At 59.8% G+C, this 16,734-nt stretch carries 10 protein-coding genes and 1 pseudogene; 3 read left to right on the top strand and 8 right to left on the bottom strand.

What is annotated here, in order from left to right; translation table 11 throughout:
- The first annotated feature begins 12 nt into the window (after nt 1-12).
- Nucleotides 13-806, top strand: a pseudogene (locus NKH30_RS28535) (IS5 family transposase).
- Nucleotides 807-1,152: 346 nt separating this feature from the next.
- Here NKH30_RS28535 and NKH30_RS28540 read toward each other — a convergent pair.
- The 8 genes from NKH30_RS28540 to NKH30_RS28575 form a co-directional block, all read right to left on the bottom strand.
- Nucleotides 1,153-2,265 carry an IS110 family RNA-guided transposase gene (locus tag NKH30_RS28540; RefSeq protein WP_352997618.1) on the bottom strand — a complete coding sequence of 371 codons (1,113 nt, stop codon included), beginning with the start codon at nt 2,263-2,265 and terminating at the stop codon, nt 1,153-1,155.
- A gap of 236 nt (nt 2,266-2,501) precedes the next feature.
- Nucleotides 2,502-3,932 (bottom strand): NAD-dependent succinate-semialdehyde dehydrogenase, encoded by a 1,431-nt coding sequence (locus tag NKH30_RS28545; RefSeq protein WP_352997628.1) that lies wholly within the window; start codon nt 3,930-3,932, stop codon nt 2,502-2,504.
- Nucleotides 3,933-4,342: 410 nt separating this feature from the next.
- Nucleotides 4,343-6,058 carry an acetolactate synthase catalytic subunit gene (locus NKH30_RS28550; protein ID WP_352997619.1) on the bottom strand — a complete coding sequence of 572 codons (1,716 nt, stop codon included), beginning with the start codon at nt 6,056-6,058 and terminating at the stop codon, nt 4,343-4,345.
- The gene (locus NKH30_RS28555) at nt 6,058-7,428 is read right to left on the bottom strand and encodes an aspartate aminotransferase family protein (protein ID WP_352997620.1); all 1,371 of its coding nucleotides are present in this window, start codon (nt 7,426-7,428) and stop codon (nt 6,058-6,060) included. Before NKH30_RS28555 ends, NKH30_RS28550 begins: the two co-directional genes overlap by 1 nt.
- Nucleotides 7,429-7,513: 85 nt before the next feature.
- Complete coding sequence (locus NKH30_RS28560; protein WP_352997621.1) at nt 7,514-8,767, bottom strand: aspartate aminotransferase family protein; 1,254 nt, start codon at nt 8,765-8,767, stop codon at nt 7,514-7,516.
- A 301-nt stretch (nt 8,768-9,068) separates the two neighbouring features.
- Nucleotides 9,069-10,820, bottom strand: a complete 1,752-nt coding sequence (locus tag NKH30_RS28565; protein ID WP_352997622.1) for a hydantoinase B/oxoprolinase family protein — start codon at nt 10,818-10,820, stop codon at nt 9,069-9,071.
- 5 nt (nt 10,821-10,825) lie between these two features.
- The gene (locus tag NKH30_RS28570; RefSeq protein ID WP_352997623.1) at nt 10,826-12,889 is read right to left on the bottom strand and encodes a hydantoinase/oxoprolinase family protein; all 2,064 of its coding nucleotides are present in this window, start codon (nt 12,887-12,889) and stop codon (nt 10,826-10,828) included.
- Nucleotides 12,858-13,190, bottom strand: coding sequence for a hypothetical protein (locus NKH30_RS28575; RefSeq protein WP_352997624.1), 333 nt, complete (start codon nt 13,188-13,190; stop codon nt 12,858-12,860). Before NKH30_RS28575 ends, NKH30_RS28570 begins: the two co-directional genes overlap by 32 nt.
- 247 nt (nt 13,191-13,437) lie before the next feature.
- Between NKH30_RS28575 and NKH30_RS28580 the strand changes: the two genes are divergently transcribed.
- Both NKH30_RS28580 and NKH30_RS28585 read left to right on the top strand, forming a co-directional pair.
- On the top strand, nt 13,438-14,346 hold the full coding sequence (locus NKH30_RS28580) for a MurR/RpiR family transcriptional regulator (RefSeq protein WP_352997625.1): 909 nt from the start codon (nt 13,438-13,440) through the stop codon (nt 14,344-14,346).
- A 782-nt stretch (nt 14,347-15,128) separates the two neighbouring features.
- Nucleotides 15,129-16,157 carry a cyclase family protein gene (locus NKH30_RS28585; RefSeq protein WP_352997626.1) on the top strand — a complete coding sequence of 343 codons (1,029 nt, stop codon included), beginning with the start codon at nt 15,129-15,131 and terminating at the stop codon, nt 16,155-16,157.
- Nucleotides 16,158-16,734: the final 577 nt, after the last annotated feature.

Below are 16,734 nucleotides of genomic sequence, written 5' to 3' on the forward strand. Positions count from 1 at the left end.
GGAGGTGCCGCCTTGAGTGATTTGCTGATGTTAACGCCGGAGCAGATGCGCCGGATCGAGCTCTATTTTCCTTTGTCGCATGGTGTGCCGCGTGTAGATGACCGCCGGGTGCTGAGCGGCATCCTGTTCGTGATCCGCAATGGTCTTCGCTGGCGAGATGTCCCTTCCGACTACGGTCCGCACAAGACCATCTACAACCGCTTCATCCGCTGGAGTCGGCTGGGTGTGTTCAACCGCATCCTGGCGGAACTGGCCGCGCAGGGCGGCGAAACGGACAATCTGATGATCGATGCCACCCATCTCAAAGCGCATCGCACTGCCGCCAGCCTTTTTAATAAGGGGCTCTATCCCGATGTATCGGACGCAGCCGAGGCGGACTGACCACCAAGCTGCAAGTGGTCTGTGACGGCAAGGGACGTCCGCGGCTGCTGCATCTGAGCGAAGGGTAGGCCAATGATCACAAGACTGCTGCGGCAGTGATCGAGGATTTGCCCGCCGCCAAATCCCTGCTCGCCGATCGGGCCTACAGTTCAGCGGCCTTCCGCCAGGCGCTCGTCGAGCGCGGTATCACGCCATGCATCCCACCCCATGCCAAGCATCGTGTTCAGCACAGCTACGATCCTGTCCTATACCGACAACGCCACAGGATCGAGAACATGTTCGCACGCCTCAAAGACTGGCGACGCATCCACACCAGATACGACCGATGTGCTCACACCTTCCTGTCGGCGATCGCATTCGCTGCAGCCTTCATCTTCTGGATCAATGAGTCCTGGCTTATGACCGTGGTCAAGAATGATGGATGAACTTTTTCGCCCTATGCCTTTTGCCACAGGTTTGCCCTTCGTTGATGGGGCAGCACGGAGACGGGATGGGCCTTGAGACGACGGTTGATCCAGCTCTTATCCGCGGGTTGGTTACCGCACTTCCGTAATTCGTCCTGGGCTATCCCTGTCTAATATCGGGCGTTGGGCTGATGCCCAGCCACATAGTTAGCACGGGAGTTCCCCACCGTGGCTACATCCCGTCGCCGTGCTGCCCGGTTTTTTGCCGGAAGATCCGGGCGCGGGCAGAGCCCCTCAATCCGGCGGCGCCCGCGCCAAGGGGACGCTTGCCGGGATCCTGATCTTCGGTGAAGAAGCGCGCTGCATTTCAGTTGACCGGTTCGATCTGGTGGCCGATGGCCCACAGGAACGCCGCCATCTCGCGCGCGACCGCCGCAATCACGATGGGTTTCTTCTTGCCGGCAGCCGTCATGCGCCGGTAGCGGGCGCAAAGCCGTGTCTGCGCCTTCCAGGCGATCTCGCGCACGGCCTTCGGCAGGCCCTCGAGCCGGACCCGAATGGTCTCCGTCACCCTGGCCGGATAGCGATAGCTCCAGGCGCCCTCCACCAGGACGCGACGCGCCCGCCGGTTGCCGGCCAGCGTCAGGCCGCCACGCTTTACTGTGTCGCCGGTCGAGCGCTCCGAGGGCACCAGGCCGAGAAAGGCCATCAACTGCCGCGGATTGTCGAAGCGGCGGACATCGCCGACTTCGCTGACAAAGGTGACGGCGACGATGAAGGACACACCACGCAGCGCCTGATAGGCCGCCACCACCGGCGCCATCGACCAGCTCGGCACCAGCTCAGCCAACTGCGCATCCAGCCGCTCCAGCCGGTCCTGCGCATCGGTGATCACGTCGACCTGGTCCTGGAACACGATCTGCTGGGCCGGATGGTCGAACTTTTGCGCCGCCAGCCAGCGGGCATGGGCCCGGGTCCAGTTCTTGCAACCGGTAAAGACCCGGCCATGGCGCAGCAGGAACGAAAGCAGCATCTGGCGCTTCTTGCGCAGATCCTCGCTCGCCGCGGACCGCACCCGCACCATGTCGCGCACCGCTTCATGCACCGTATCTGGAACCCAGATTCCCTTCAGTTCTCCAGCCCGCAGCAGCCGCGCCAGACTGACCGCATCGCGCCGGTTCGTCTTGACGCGCTCGCCCGGGCGCTTGGGGATCAGCGACGGCGCAACGACATCGCAGCGCTGACCGAGCTCGACGATCTGCCGGTAAAGCCCGTAGCCGGTCGGGCCGGCTTCGTAGCAGAAATGCAGGCGGGGATGCTTTTTCTCCAGCTTGCGCACGAAGCGCTCGACCGCCGCCGGCCTCGCCTCGATCTCGCCGAAATACCGGACCTCCCCATTGCGGCCACCCTCGGCAACCGCAATTGCGTGCTTGGCTTTCGACACATCGACACCGACGTAAAAAACGTTATCTTGCTCCATGGCCCGTCCTTTCTTCGCTTGGGGCTCGGCTCGGCACTCCCGAGCAACCCCCGTTTGCTTAACAGCTGCAAAGACTAAGGGCGGGCCGCCGCTCAGACCACGGTCATAACGTCTAAGGTGGTCATACAGCGCTGATTGCACCGCGATTGCAGCGCGCAGTCGCGTGCGGCGCTGTGGCCGGCGAGCAGAGGATTTGGCGTCAGCCAGATCCGTCCAGGAGCAGAGACGGTGTTTGACTAGATGCCGGCCATGAGCATGAGCTTCAGTTCCGTGTACTCTTCGATGCCGTGGCGGGATCCTTCGCGACCGATACCCGACTCCTTGATGCCTCCGAAGGGAGCAAGCTCTGTTGAGAGACGCCCGCTGTTGACTGCGACCATGCCGTACTCAAGCGCCTCTGCGACACGCCATATGCGGCCGATATCGCGCGCATAAAAGTAGGCGGCGAGGCCGAATTCGGTGTCGTTCGCCATCGCGATCACGTCCTCGTCCCCGCTGAATCGGAACAGCGGGGCAAGCGGTCCGAACGTCTCTTCTCGGGCAACCTTCATCGACTGGGTGACGTCGGAGAGCACCGTCGGCTTGTAGAAGGTGCCACCTAGCTCATGACGAGTGCCCCCTGTAAGTATGCGCGCACCCTTCGCCACTGCGTCGGCAATATGCTGCTCCACCTTCGCAACCGCGGCCGCGCTTATCAATGGTCCCTGGCCAATGCCTTCGGCCATGCCGTCGCCGACCTTGAGCCGCGCAACTGCGGTCGCAAGCTTTTCGGCAAACGCATCGTAGATGGAATCTTGAACATAGATCCGGTTCGCACACACGCAGGTCTGGCCCATGTTGCGGAATTTCGACGCCATGGCCCCAGCGACAGCCGCATCGATGTCGGCGTCATCAAAGACGATGAAGGGAGCGTTGCCACCCAATTCGAGCGCGAGTTTCTTCACGGTTATCGCGCACTGCGCCATCAGGAGCTTCCCGACCGCCGTGGAACCAGTGAAACTCAGCACGCGGACATCCGGGCTGTCGCAGAGTGCCTTTCCGATCGCGTGAGCGTTTCCTGTGACAACATTGAGGACGCCGGGCGGCAGACCCGCCTTCTGCCCGATGGCAGCAATGGCGAATGCCGTGAGCGGTGTTTCCAGCGCAGGTTTGACGATGGCCGTGCAGCCAGCCGCAAGGGCCGGGCCAACTTTGCGGGTTATCATCGCTGCCGGAAAGTTCCAGGGCGTGATTGCGGCAACGACGCCCGCTGGTTGACGGATCACCACAATGCGGCCGTCCTGGATGTGGCTTGGAATTGTCTCGCCGTAGATCCGCTTTGCTTCTTCGGCGTAGAATTCCAAAAAGGAGGCCGCGTAGAAGATCTCGGCCTTGGCTTCAGACAACGGCTTGCCCTGTTCGCTGGTTAGTATCCGAGCCAACTCGTCGGCATATTTCACCATGAGATCGTGCCATCGGCGCATAGTCGTCGATCGCTCCTTGGCAAGGAGCCCTGCCCAAGCCGGGAACGCGCGCTTGGCCGCTGCGATGGCCTTGGCAGTCTCTGCCGCGCCGAAATCGGGAACCTTCGCAATTTCTTCGTTGGTGGAGGGATTGAGCACCGGCAATTCAGGCACCCCCACCCATTCGCCATCCACCAGGCATTGCGTCGGCCAGCGCTCTCGCATTTCGGACCTCTTGGTTGTCTTGGTGCGTTCAGCGATTTCGCCAGCAGCGCGCTTCGCAAGTTCAATGTCAGGCATAATCATGTGATTCCAACCTTGGTCGGGTGATAGTGACTGGGCTCATGTGGGGAGCGAACTCCTCTCCGTTCACCTCGATAATCGCTCCAACGAATGGATCTGCATGGAAAAGGGCATGAACAGACGCATGATCCCGGAGGTCGGCGGGGCTGGCTAGCAGGCGGCCCCCGGACGGTATTTCCTTGCGAACCGCCTGCTCAGTGGCTCGCAAGGTGTCCGCGTTCTGGCTGAAAAAGCCACGTCCCAACCGGCGATGCGCAGTTGGCGAACACAGGCCAAACCAATTCCCGACGAGCCTCCTGAGACAACGGCAACCTTCGTGGAAGGCGCCGTCGTCATACCAGTTCCGATGGTTCGCCAAGGGTGCCCGTGAAAAGCGAGATCGGCGGGTGCGCATCAGGATCGCTGATGACTTCGATGAGCACCGGCGTCTTCGAGGACAGAGCGCGGTCGAGGGCAGGCCCAATGTCGCCCGGATTTTTGACTGTTACCGCTTCACAGCCGCAGGCCTTGGCGAGAGCAGCATGGTCGACGGGAGCGAAATGACAGGCTGTCGTATAGCCGCCGAATTTCACGGTCTCGGCATCTTTTTGGAAGCCGAGCACGCCGTTGTTGAGCACGATTACCGTAAGGTTGATTTCAGACCGCGCGAGCGTTTCGAGTTCTCCCCAGCTATGGGCAAACCCGCCGTCTCCGACGAGTACGACAACAGGACTGTCGGGTCTTGCCAGCTTGGCGCCCATGCCCAGTGGCAAGCCCCATCCCAGACCTGCCAAGCCGCGCGGAGCGATGAACCGCTGCCCTGCCCGAAGTGTGCGGAGCTGGCCGACGATCCACATTGAAGAATAACTCGCGTCCGCCACGACGATGGTTTCCGGTGTCATGCGCGATTGCAGATCGCGCATTATGCGTTCTGGCCTCAACGGCGTCTGGTTGCTGCCGCTGAAGATGCTGCGATCCTGCTCGAATTGCTCCCAGGCTTCGGCGATGCGATGTTCAAGGGACGCCTTCTTGGCTGAGCGATTGGAGAGATCCTCCGACAGTAGCGCGGCACTCAGGGCTTGAATTGTAGTCGCTATGTCTCCGACGAGGCGGACAGACTCGTAGTTCCTGCCGATTTCGCAAGGATCGATGTCGAGGTGTACGACCGTCGCCGTAGAAGGGATCGAACGCCAGCTATCGGTTCCGTTCTGGTTGGTCCTAGTGCCGACGAGAAAGACGAGATCTGCCTCATCCATAATGGCGCGCGTGCGATAGCCGAGAGATCTTGGGCCGTTCAGCCCCCCACTTACGCCGCAAGTCAGAGGCGCGCGCTCATCGACAGCGCCTTTGCCCATATTCGTTGTAAACACGGGCAAATGCGCCGTGCTCTGCAGCTCCGCGAGCGCTTTGCTCGCGGCTGGCGAAACCGCGCCGCCTCCGGCTAAAACGACGGGCGACTTGGCGCAAGCGATCAACTTGGCCACCGCCTCGAGCGCCTCGTTGCTCGGGCGGATGGGGTCAAGGGGCCACGTACCGTAGTTCCCTGTCCGACCACGTACGCCAGCCGGGACATTCTCGCGGAGCAGGTCGGCGGGAAGTATGAGAACGGCTGGGCCAGGCCGGCCACTGGCTGCAGCGATGAACGCGGAGTCGACATAGTCCTCGATCCGATCAGCCGTTATCACCCGTCGCGTCCATTTGGAGCAGGCCGAGAAAAGGGCGATGTGATCCAGTTCTTGGAATGCGTTCCGGTCGAGCTGGTGGCGCTCGACCTCCTGCACCAAGGCCACCACCGGAATGCTAGCCTTAAGCGCTTCGGATAGCGGCGGTACGAGCAACGTTGCGGCAGGCCCATTTTGGGCACACACGACGCCGACTTTGCCCGATATGCGGGAGTAACCATCAGCCATGGCCCCACCCATATTTTCCTGGCGGTAGGCGATTTGCCGGATACCGATCTTTTCGCATGCCAGAACCACCGCCGAGGGTAGGCTCTGGGCAAAAATCATCTCGACGCTGTTGCGTTGCAGTGCTGCTGCAATCCGTTCGGCTACAGTTTCTACGGACATTACTCCGGCTTCTCCATATTGTTGATGTCTGCTGCGTGTTCTTGGAGGAAGAGACGAAACAGGTCGGATATTGTATCGACCTCGGCCTCTCCCATCGGTGTTGACAGGCACGCGGCAGCCCCATTCGGCAAAATGACACCGTGCCGGGAAAAGAAGCGGGAGAGCGTCCTTAGGATGACGTTCTGGGCTGGATTGGTTGCCGTGTCCCTGAACTCACGCGGTTTCCGCCGCGTCGGATGAATTCGAAACAGGGAGCCGGCTCCGGTAACTGCAAACGGAGCGTCGCGTTGGGCAATGATCTCGGTGAGGTTGGCACGCAGCCGGTCGCCCAGCCCGTCGAGGCGAGCGAACGCTGCTTTGTCCAAAGCGCGCATTGCGGCGATGCCGGCTACAATCGATAGTGGATTGGCCGAGAACGTTCCGCCCTGTGGCAGGAGGGGGCGCCCGGACTTGGCGCTGAAGACCTGCATAACCTCCGCGCGTCCGCCGATAGCACCGATGGGCAGCCCACCGCCGATTATCTTGCCCATGGTGATCAGGTCGGGCTTCAGCCCGTATCGCGCCGATGCGCCGTGGTAGCCTTGGCGCAGGTTCAACACTTCGTCAGCGATAATGAGCACACCGTGATGGCGGCAGAGCCGATGCAGCGCCTCCAGGAAGCCAGGGTTCGGCGCTATCAGGCCAGCGCGGCTCGGCATCGGATCGATTACGACCGCCGCGATCCAATGCGCATGGGCCTGGAGCTTCTTCTCGAGCAGCTCAGTGTCATTGAAGCGCAGCACAAGCGTCTCTTGGAGAACGCTTTCCGGCATACCCTTGTACAACGGCACCGAGACCGGATCGTCGGCAGGTCCCCAGTTCTCCGGGCTTGCCGACTGGCTCACTTCAACCCAATCATAGGCGCCGTGGTAGGCTCCCTCGAACTTGGCGATTCCTGCCTTGTCGGTAAAAGCTCGTGCCGCCTTGATAGCGAACATTACGGCTTCAGTGCCGGTGTTTACAAATCGAACGCGATCGACATTCGGAATCCTCTCGCAAAGGATAGTCGCCAGCTCGATTTCCATCTTCGTCGGATTGGCAAAGCAGCTGCCGCTCGCCAGCTGCCGATAGACCGCCTCGACGATAGGTTTGAACGCATGTCCGTGGATGAGGGTCGTAAAATTCCCGTTCAAATCAAGATAGCGGTTTCCATCGACATCGAAGAGATAAGCGCCCTCGCCTCGCTCCATGTACTTCGGAATTGGATCGCGTTCGATCGTTACCCGGCTCGTACCGTCGGGAAATACCGACATCGCGCGTGCGAACGCTTCCTCCGAGTGGGTCAAGGCCGGCGTTTCGTGCCGAACTTCTGCGTTTGATTGCGTAGTCATTGATATCCCCCTCGCACCTCGTGCCATATCTGCAAGGCCGCCGATGCGAGCGCTGATGCGACTGCGCTTTCCACCGTTTGCTCGATCACTCCCATGGAGATTGTTTCCAAGTTTCATGAATGGCATCCACGAGGGCGGAGGCTAAATCTTGGACATCGGGCTTGCTCATCGGTGTCGAGAGCGCGCCGGAGCAATTCGGCGTCATCAGAAAACCCCGTTCCAGCATTGCAAGGTGAACCTTTGCCAGCGCAGTCTTCTGCACGGGGCTCGGGAACGAAGTCCGGTAGTTTCGGATAACTTCAGTCTTCAGATGGAGCCGAAAGAGGGAGCTCATCCCCGTAACTTGCGCGGGGAGTTCGCGCCTTCTTAGTTGCTCAGCGATTTCGCTACGAAGCATATCGCCCATCCGGTTAAGACGTGCCACGGCATCCATAGTGTATGATTTCAGCGCCGCCAGCCCAGCTGTCATGCTGAGCGGGTTGGCGCTGAACGTGCCGCCGTGGGAGACGGCTGGCTTGCCCTTGGTGTGATCGAAGACCGCCATGTGTGACGCCGGCCCTGCGACGGCCCCAACAGGCAAGCCACCGCCGATGATCTTTCCCAAAGCCACCAGATCCGGCTCAAAGCCGAACGTGGCATGGGCGCCATGATAACCGATGCGGTATGAAACGACCTCGTCTATCACAAGCAGGATGCCGTAGCGGTTACAGCAATCCTGGATGACCTCCCGCACATCCGCGTCCATCGGAACCATGCCGACGCGAGAGGCGAGCGGATCGACGAGGATCGCGGCGAGACGCTCATGGTGTGCACGGATGAGCTCTCTGCACGTCTCGGGCTCGTTGTAGGGGAGGACCAGAACCTCCGCGGCGGTGGAGACGGGAGTTCCCTTGGCATAGAGCACACTCTTGGGCAACGAATCGCCCCAGTTCATTGGAGCAGAATCAAGGCTGACTTCCACATAGTCGTAAGCGCCGTGATATGCGCCCTCAAACTTCGCGATCATCGGGCGCCCTGTAATCGCGCGCGCGGCCTTGACGGCGTACATGACAGCCTCGGTGCCGGAGCTCGTGAAGCGGACCTGCTCAAGCCTCGGTGAGCGCGCGCTGATCGCTTCCGCAAGGCTGGTCTCGCTCGTGGTCGGAAGCCCGAATGCGGTGCCGTCGTCCAGGACCTTGTGCAGCGCCTCAATCACCGGCGGAAAGGCATGGCCGTGAACGAGCGAGAAGAAGTTGTTTGCGCTGTCGAAGACCTTCCTGCCGTCTGCGTCGGTGATCCAGCAGCCGGCTGCTGACGCGGCATAAGGCGGCTGGGGGGCGAAAAAGGGGGCAGCGCGCATGCTTCCGCCTGGCGTGATCCTTAGTGCTCGTTGAAACTCGTCGCGAGATCTCGGCCCAACGACCTCTCCAAAGTTGTGGCCTAGCCTTGAAATGCGCTGCATATCCGAACTCATTGACTACCTTTGTTGAGATGCCGACTGGATCACATGATCCAATGAATGTCAATGCGGATCAACTGCTTCACCTTCCATCCACGCATTTCCCTTACTCAGCTCCCCGAGGTTACGTTCGGAACTAACCCTGCTGCCCGGGAAACTAACGGCCGAGCAACGCGACTTTTAAGAGCTGCGTGGCCGGCGCTTAAGGCGTGGGGCGGCGTGCCTGCAAAAGCTCTTCCCTTCGCGCTTCGGTGGCCAAAAGATCGACTGCAACCGAACTGGAGCTGAGGACGACGCCGTAGACGTCCCTGGCCATCTCAGGGCTCACGATCTCGTCTACCACGTCGCGCTGAACTGCGAGGGGATCCCGCCTGAGAGGATCTCCGAAGCCACCACCACCTGGGGAGCTGACGTCCACCCTTGCTGGCCCTAGTTGCATGATTCCATATTGTGGAACGGCAATCGCTTCGTCGCTGTCCAACAGCGTCACAGCGATTGTGCCCTTCACCCCGGGCTCGCCGCCTACGATGCCATAGCCGGTTGGTTTGCGGCTGCCTTCACTGCGGAACGAGTACTCGGCGGGCTGATATGTCGAGGCGGAGTATTCAAGGCCGGTTCCGCCGCGAAACTCGCCTGCCCCCCCGCTGTCCTTTCGCATCTCGGAGCGATGAATTTTTACGGGATAGACTTGCTCGTAGGTTTCGACATTGGGGAGGTTCATTCCGCCTAGGGTGCAGAGCTGTCCGGCCGCAGGGAAGCCATCCCGCCCCCGGAGGGCTCCTGCCCCGGACGACCCATTCCAGTGATACATCACGTAGGTTCTACCGTCGTCTTTGCGTCCCGACGAAATGCAGTAGCAAGTCTTTCCCCAGCCGGCATAGCTTTCCAAAGGCATGGCGGCCGCAAGGGCCCGCCAGACGGCGTGGACAATCTCGCTCGTCGGATGCACGGTGTTCATCGTCATCGGCGCCGGCGGAAGGGCGTTTACGACAGTGCCGGGCGGTGCTTCGATCGTCATCTGCCTCATGGCGCCCTGGTTCTGCGGTACGCGCCCATTGAAGAACGACATCACCGCGAGGAAGACCGCCGAACTCGTATTGGCAAGCGAGCTGTTCTTGAAGCCGCGGATTTGCGGCGCGCTGCCAGAGAAGTCGAAATGCAGATGCTTATTCTTTACGGTAAGGGTGACGCGAACGGGCACGTCCACCGACTCAAAGCAGTCGGTGTCGGAAACATCCTCGCCATAATAGACCCCCTCGGGAACTGTACGGATCATCTCCTTCATCAGTATCTGCGCATGATCAAGGATGGCGCTGAAAACCCCCTTGGTTTCAGAGAGACCATACTCGCGAGCAAGCGCCGCAACCCTGTCGCGCCCGGTGCGCGTCGAGCCAACCATCGCGGCAAGATCACCGTCAAGAAGATCCGAGGTGCGGCTGTTGAGCAGAAGGAGGCGCCAAAGGTCTTCGCGCACTCGGCCGCGCTCGAAGAGGCGGAGGACCGGAAGCCGGATGCCTTCATGGAAAATTTCGGTCGCCGCGGCATTGTAGGTTCCCGCCGCACCCCCACCGATGTCGGATTGGTGTGCCCTATTGCTCGCGAACCCAAGAAACCTGCCCTCAACGATGATCGGGCGAATTATCGTCCAATCCGGCAGATGGTTTCCTCCCGCCTCGTATGGGTCGCTCAGGATGAAGACATCGCCGTCGTGAAGATCATTGCCATAGTCGCGAAGTACTGCGCGAACGGCAAAATCACCTCCCCCCGTATGAATCGGAAGACCATCGGCGACAGATAGCGCCTCGCCTCGGGCATTGCTCAGAAAGCAGGAGAAGTCGTGGCTCTCGCTGAAGATCGGACTCTGCGCGGTCCGCGTCATCGCCCATCCCATATAGCGAGAGATATGATCCAAGCGCTTCTGCACCAGCGTCATCGTGATAGGGTCGACGGCCATGCTAATCACTCCGAGATAGAAAGTTGAATAGAATAGTTTCCACCCTCATCCACCAACAGCACGTCTGCCACTCCAAGAAGAATGGTCGTCGTCAGTTCCTCAACAACAGCAGGTCCTATTATCTTTGACCCTGGATGTAGATTTGAGGGAGAAAATACAGGCGCATCAACGAAGCCGGTGCTAGGACTGATCCAAACGTTGCGCGAGCCGCTTCTCTCGGGGCTTTCAGTACGTGCTTCGGCGCGCTCCAGCGCAACCGCAGGAAACCGGCCCTTGCCAACAAGATGAAAGGCGACGATCTGTACCTCGTTGCGTTCCTGCACATAACCGTAGATGCTTGAGAATTCTTCCTCGAACCGATGCCGCAGCGTTTGCACCGTGTCCGTACGACCAAAGAACGGCACGCGCACGGTCCATTGCTGCCCCCGGTATCGCAACTCCAGAAAACAATCGAGGACGATTGCCTCATTGGAGAAGCTTTCAAGCAGTCGGGCGCGCTGTTCGTCCTCACGCTCTGCAACCTGCTCAGAAATCCGCGCAAGAATGTTATCCGAGAGCTCGACCATGCAGGATTGAATGATGTCGTGACGAATGTTGGAATTGCACATTCCGAACGCGCAGAAGACGCCGGCAAGCCGGGGCACGAAGACCGACCGGCATCCCAGTAGCCGAGCGACTGCCACACCGTGGAGCGCTCCGGCGCCTCCGCAAGCAACGAGCGTCAGGGCTTGAGGGTTGACGCCGCGCTCGCTAGACATCCGCTCCATTGCGTGCAGCATGTTCTGTTCGGCGAGGCGTATGATGCCGATCGCTGCCCCCTCCACCGTCAGACCCAGCGGTTGTGCCACGCGCTCGGCGATCGCTTCATGCGCGAGTTCCGAGCGGATGTTGACCGATCCGTCCGCGTAGGCGCCGGGCCGCAGCCGCCCCAAAACCACGTGGGCATCGGTGACCGTGGCCATCGTTCCCCCAAGCCCGTAGCAGGCCGGACCCGGGCGCGAGCCGGCCCCCTGCGGTCCGACTTGGAGCATGCCGCCAGCATCGACATAGGCGATCGTGCCGCCGCCGGTGCCGACGGTATTGATTTCAACGCTCGCCGCGATCGCCGGGTACCCGGCGATGTCAAGCCGGGTGGTCTCACCAACCTTTCCCCGGTCATAGAGCATGACATCGCAACTCGTTCCGCCAATCTCCATAGTGATGAGACCGGAAAGACCATCTTTCCCAGAGAAATAGTCAAGCGCGCCGACACCAGCGGCCGGTCCTGAGAGGAGCAAAGCAACCGGGCGCTGTTCTATATCGTCAATAAAGGCCGCGCCTCCGTTGCTCTGAACGAGAAGAAGTCTATTTGACATCCCAAGTTCACTAAGGCGTTCGTCAAGCTGTCGGAGATAGGGAACGACCCTTGGGCCAATATAGGCGTTGACGACAGCCGTCGAGGAACGTTCGTACTCGCCCATGACCGGCGCGAGCTTCGCCGATCCGCACACAAAGCAATCCGCCATTGCCTCGCGAAGGTAACGAACGCAAAGTTCTTCATTGGCGTCATTAAGGTAGCTGTTGATGAAGCAGACGGCCACCGCCTGAACGCCGGCCGCCTTGAACCGTGCGATGGCGTCATCGAGATCTGCCCGATCGACTTCAGCTTCAATGCGTCCGTCCTTCAGCACCCGTTCAGTTACCGGCCTGCGCAGCCAACGTGGCACTAGCACATCGGGCCAAGGCGTCCGATAGTCCCAGACGTTCTCGCGAAAGCCGCGGCGGATTTCGATTGCATCGCGGAAGCCTCGAGTTACGAGCATACCGGTCCTGGCACCCTTTCCTTCGAGCAGTGTGTTGGTGGCGACGGTGGTGCCATGGACGAAATGGGTGCATGCCGACAGGAACTCCCGGATCGTAAGACCCCGGCTCTCCGCCAGCGCGGAAACCCCCGCAAGTACACCCACGGAAGGATCGTCTGGCGTCGATGCGGTCTTATGAATGCGAATGCCGGAACGGGAACCGACGGCAACAACATCGGTGAAGGTGCCGCCGACATCAATCCCAACTCGCCAAGTTTCTTTCGCCACTTCCTTTTCTCCTATGGATTTCTTCGAGCGATGGTGACACGCGAGCTCCGCTAGTCTCCGCCAAATCTGAGATGTTTCTTCCCACATCCTGCATTATTTTAAGGTTCATCAAAAATGCCGTCGGCAAAGGAAGGACCATGTCAGGAATCACAGAAAAGAAGCCGATTGATACGATCATCATCTCATCGACAATCGTGGCGAACCGCTCTAGCACGACATATCCCTGCGCCCCTGAATACACCACTTGAACCGCTCCGCCGCGGCGCCGTCGGCCAGGATAAAGATCGGCAGCAGCATCCATATCAGCCCAGCATTCTCCGCTTCACGATGTTTTGCTCCCACGATGTTTTGCCAGACTCGTTCCCCGCAGCTCTTCCTGCGTCCGCCGAGCTTCCGCGCGCTTGAGGCGCTCCATCTTGCCGTTCGAAGACGCTCTCGGACTGCGGCAGAATCATTGGATCATACAGTTCAATATCCGTCAATATGGATCAATTGCTTCCTCGTGAGAATCGTGGCAGCGTATGATCACCAATGCGGATCGTAGGTTCATGAATCCCAAACCGTCCGACATAGACGCGAAGTTGCGGCAACTCATGCCGGAGGCTCGCGGGCCTGCGGCTGCCGCGATCCAGTTCCTTATTGCCCACCGCGACGAGATACCCTTCCGCTCCATGCGCGAGCTTGCTAAGCGCGCCCGGGTGCCTTCGGTAACGCTGGTGCGGTTGGCGCAGAATCTTGGCTTCAAGGGTTTCGATGAATTCCGCGAGGTCCATATTGCTGAATTGATCAACGGTCAGGGCAGCAACAGGGGCCGCGCTGCGGAGCTCGTTTCCCTTGGCCTGAAGGAAGGTGCAGTTGGTTTTGCTGCACAGTTCGCAGAGCGCGAAATCGAGGTGCAAAGAGCAGCGGTTACTGCGCTGAGCGAGAAGCAGCTTGAAGCAGCGGTACAGGCATTGGTCGAAGCCTCACGGGTCTATGTGATCGGCCGCCGACCCTTCTTTGCCCCCGCCTATTCGTTTTCCTATTCGTTGCGGAAGGCCAAACCAAACACTCACCTCCTCGACACCGGTGGGGGATCAGGATTGGAACTCGATGACCTCACGCAAGATGACGTGGTCATCGGGTTTACTTCCTACCCCTATAGCCGGGTCACCTTTGACGTGGCGAAAAATGCGAGGGCCCAAAGAGCGACGGTTATTGCCATCACCGACAGTGAGAAAGCGCCAATAGCACGGTTTTCGGATCATCTTTTCCTCATGACGGCGCGAAGCTACGCCTTTCCGGACTCCGTCGCCGGCGCTTATGTTATCGCGAACATTCTTGTCGCGCTCACGGTCTCAAGACTGGGCGCAGATGCATTAGCGCGCATCCAGCGCAATGAGCTGGAAATCCGCGAAACGGGAGAATATATGGCCGAACCCGCACGGCGCTCAAAGGCCTCAAGGCGCTCGGCATAGATTTCTGTACCTTGAGCCGAATAAGCGATCCTTCCTTGACGAGGTGGATCAGTGAGTGGGATGAAGCGCGCCCGCCGCGCGCATGCAATTGGCGATTTCCTGCGTCGCCCCGGCTAAGCACCTCCATCGATTGATCAAGCTGTTCCGCGCCGATGAGCGATGATCCCGTGATCAACCTGCCAGCCCTGGCGCGCTGATCAGCCGGGCGCAGACCGGAGAGCACGGCGACCAATGCCGCCAACTACACCACGCCGCGGGACACGATCATTGTCCATTTCCAGATGCGCAGAAAGCGGTCAAGCAGCGCCATCAACTGCACCAGGTCGGCGTTCCGGAATGCCGCCTGCCCGGCCGCGATGCATCGGTTGGCCCATGTCCATCATGACCGCAGCATGTTGGGAAAGTTCCCTCCGCGGCCCGATAGAGAATTCGATCCTCGCCTCAATGCCGGCCGCGGCTGATCGCCTCCAACGTCTTGCCCTTCAGAGGCGGAATGGATGCGCAACGCAGACCGTCAGCCAGGTCGACCCCGCACGGGCTGGAGCTGAAAGCTATATAAGGCGTAGGCCGAGGCGGCTCTGCGGATTGTAGAGCGCTGGATTCTCGCCGACTCAGTACTCGCTCGTTGTTCACCCCGACTTTCACGCTTGAGCCCTATCTGGGTTGGTAGGTGTCCAGGCGACGTGGCTAGTGGTTTAGTTGGCTGAACCCAAGGTGCCGATCGAGCTGTGGCAAGACCGTGCGGCAAACCTTACGATCCATTGAAAAATCTGGAGCCTGCTATGCCTAGCCGCTGGAAACGAAGACCCGACGGGTCCAACTGGGGCGATTTTGGTGACGATGACGAATTGGGGCGGCTCAATTTTCTTACGCCGGACGCCCGCAAGCGCGCGGCCGGCTATGTCGAGGAAGGACTGACATTCTGCCTGAGCCTTCCACTGAATTTGCCGGGAGGCAATGTTGTGCATCGTCTGAGACATCCGCCCCGATTGTTCGCTCTATCACGCGATCAAGAAGGTACCCTCAACTACAACTATCCGCTGGCTAAGGAAAAGGTCGGGGCAACCGATATCGTCAGTGACGATTTCGTAACATTGGCGACTCAATACTCGACGCATTGGGATACTTTTGCCCATGTGGGGCAGAGTTTCGATGCCGATGCGGATGGAGTCGCTGAGCCAGTCTACTACAACGGTTGGCGCGCCGGCATTGATGTGATTGCGCCAGATCCTGCGACGGGCAGCGCGCGGACATCTCGTCTCGGTGTAGAGACAATGGCGCGAGCAGGCCTGCAGGGACGCGGCCTAATGATTGATCTATGTCACCATCTCGGCCGCAGCCGACGCGTCGTTGGTTATGACGATATCATGCGAATAATCGAGGCGGATCGTATTGAAGTCGAGCCGGGAGATCTAGTGTGCTTTTACTCAGGTTTTGGTGACCTTATCGTCTCATCTGCTGGCACGCTCGACCGCTCTGCCGTACAACTTGCCCACTGCCCCGAATTGGATGGACGCGACCAACGCCTGCTCAAGTGGATTGATGGAACTGGGCTTTCCGCGCTCATCTCGGACAATTTCGGGATAGAGGCACTTCCCGCACGGGAAGCCGATGGTGAAAAACATGCCTCATTGCCACTCCACGAATTCTGCCTTTTCAAGGTCGGGATCGCATTGGGGGAGCTCTGGTATCTTTCGGAGCTCGCCAAGTGGATGCGGCAAAGGCAACGACGATATTTCCTCCTGACTGCAGCACCGCTCTGCCTCCCTGGCGCTGTGGGCTCGCCGGTTACGCCGCTGGCGACCGTTTGACCATTGTGCTGAAACTAGAAAACCAGCGCAGGCTGTTGTCTGAAGCCAAGGGCGGGGTTCTATGCGCGGCCTCCTTTTTGGAGTTTGACCTGATGTGGTAGACGGCCTTAGCGCGGCGATCTGGAAGAGAAGACGGATCTCACCTTGATCGCCGCGCCGCAACGGCCTCCGCTCTCACGCAGATCCACATCTAGAAACGTTCGAACGAGCTGAGCCGGCACCTCCTGTAAGCGACTTAGCCCCTCCTGACCGGCCTGACCTAATCGTGCGAAGAACCCTCCGATTCTGACAGAGGTGTTTGTTTGCATGGAGCGAGAAGGCAAAATTGGCGTCCAGTTGGACGTCTCCAACCAGGGCTATGCGGGTCGGCTGGAAGGTGATCGAGAACGGGCGCCAGTAACGCTCGGAGGCGGAGACACCGATAGTGATGGGGTTGTCTAATCGCCGCTGGGACGTCAAGCATGTAATTGCGTCGAGACGACGCTGCCGGGTGCATGGTTGTCTTCGCGGTCGACATCAGTCGCCGCATGATGGAGCTCCGCGGACGAGCCTTCAATGTGGACGACGCACTTTGCTG

This window comes from Mesorhizobium sp. M1273 (assembly GCF_040318195.1).
Classification (GTDB): Bacteria; Pseudomonadota; Alphaproteobacteria; order Rhizobiales; family Rhizobiaceae; genus Mesorhizobium.

What these genes read in the sequence shown, in the direction of transcription:
- NKH30_RS28540 (WP_352997618.1), bottom strand. Translation starts at nt 2,265, where the DNA reads ATGGAGCAAGATAACGTTTTTTACGTCGGTGTCGATGTGTCGAAAGCC.
- NKH30_RS28585 (WP_352997626.1), top strand. Translation starts at nt 15,129, where the DNA reads ATGCCTAGCCGCTGGAAACGAAGACCCGACGGGTCCAACTGGGGCGAT.
- NKH30_RS28550 (WP_352997619.1), bottom strand. Translation starts at nt 6,058, where the DNA reads ATGTCCGTAGAAACTGTAGCCGAACGGATTGCAGCAGCACTGCAACGC.
- NKH30_RS28555 (WP_352997620.1), bottom strand. Translation starts at nt 7,428, where the DNA reads ATGACTACGCAATCAAACGCAGAAGTTCGGCACGAAACGCCGGCCTTG.
- NKH30_RS28560 (WP_352997621.1), bottom strand. Translation starts at nt 8,767, where the DNA reads ATGCGCGCTGCCCCCTTTTTCGCCCCCCAGCCGCCTTATGCCGCGTCA.
- NKH30_RS28580 (WP_352997625.1), top strand. Translation starts at nt 13,438, where the DNA reads ATGAATCCCAAACCGTCCGACATAGACGCGAAGTTGCGGCAACTCATG.
- NKH30_RS28575 (WP_352997624.1), bottom strand. Translation starts at nt 13,190, where the DNA reads ATGGATGCTGCTGCCGATCTTTATCCTGGCCGACGGCGCCGCGGCGGA.
- NKH30_RS28545 (WP_352997628.1), bottom strand. Translation starts at nt 3,932, where the DNA reads ATGCGAGAGCGCTGGCCGACGCAATGCCTGGTGGATGGCGAATGGGTG.
- NKH30_RS28565 (WP_352997622.1), bottom strand. Translation starts at nt 10,820, where the DNA reads ATGGCCGTCGACCCTATCACGATGACGCTGGTGCAGAAGCGCTTGGAT.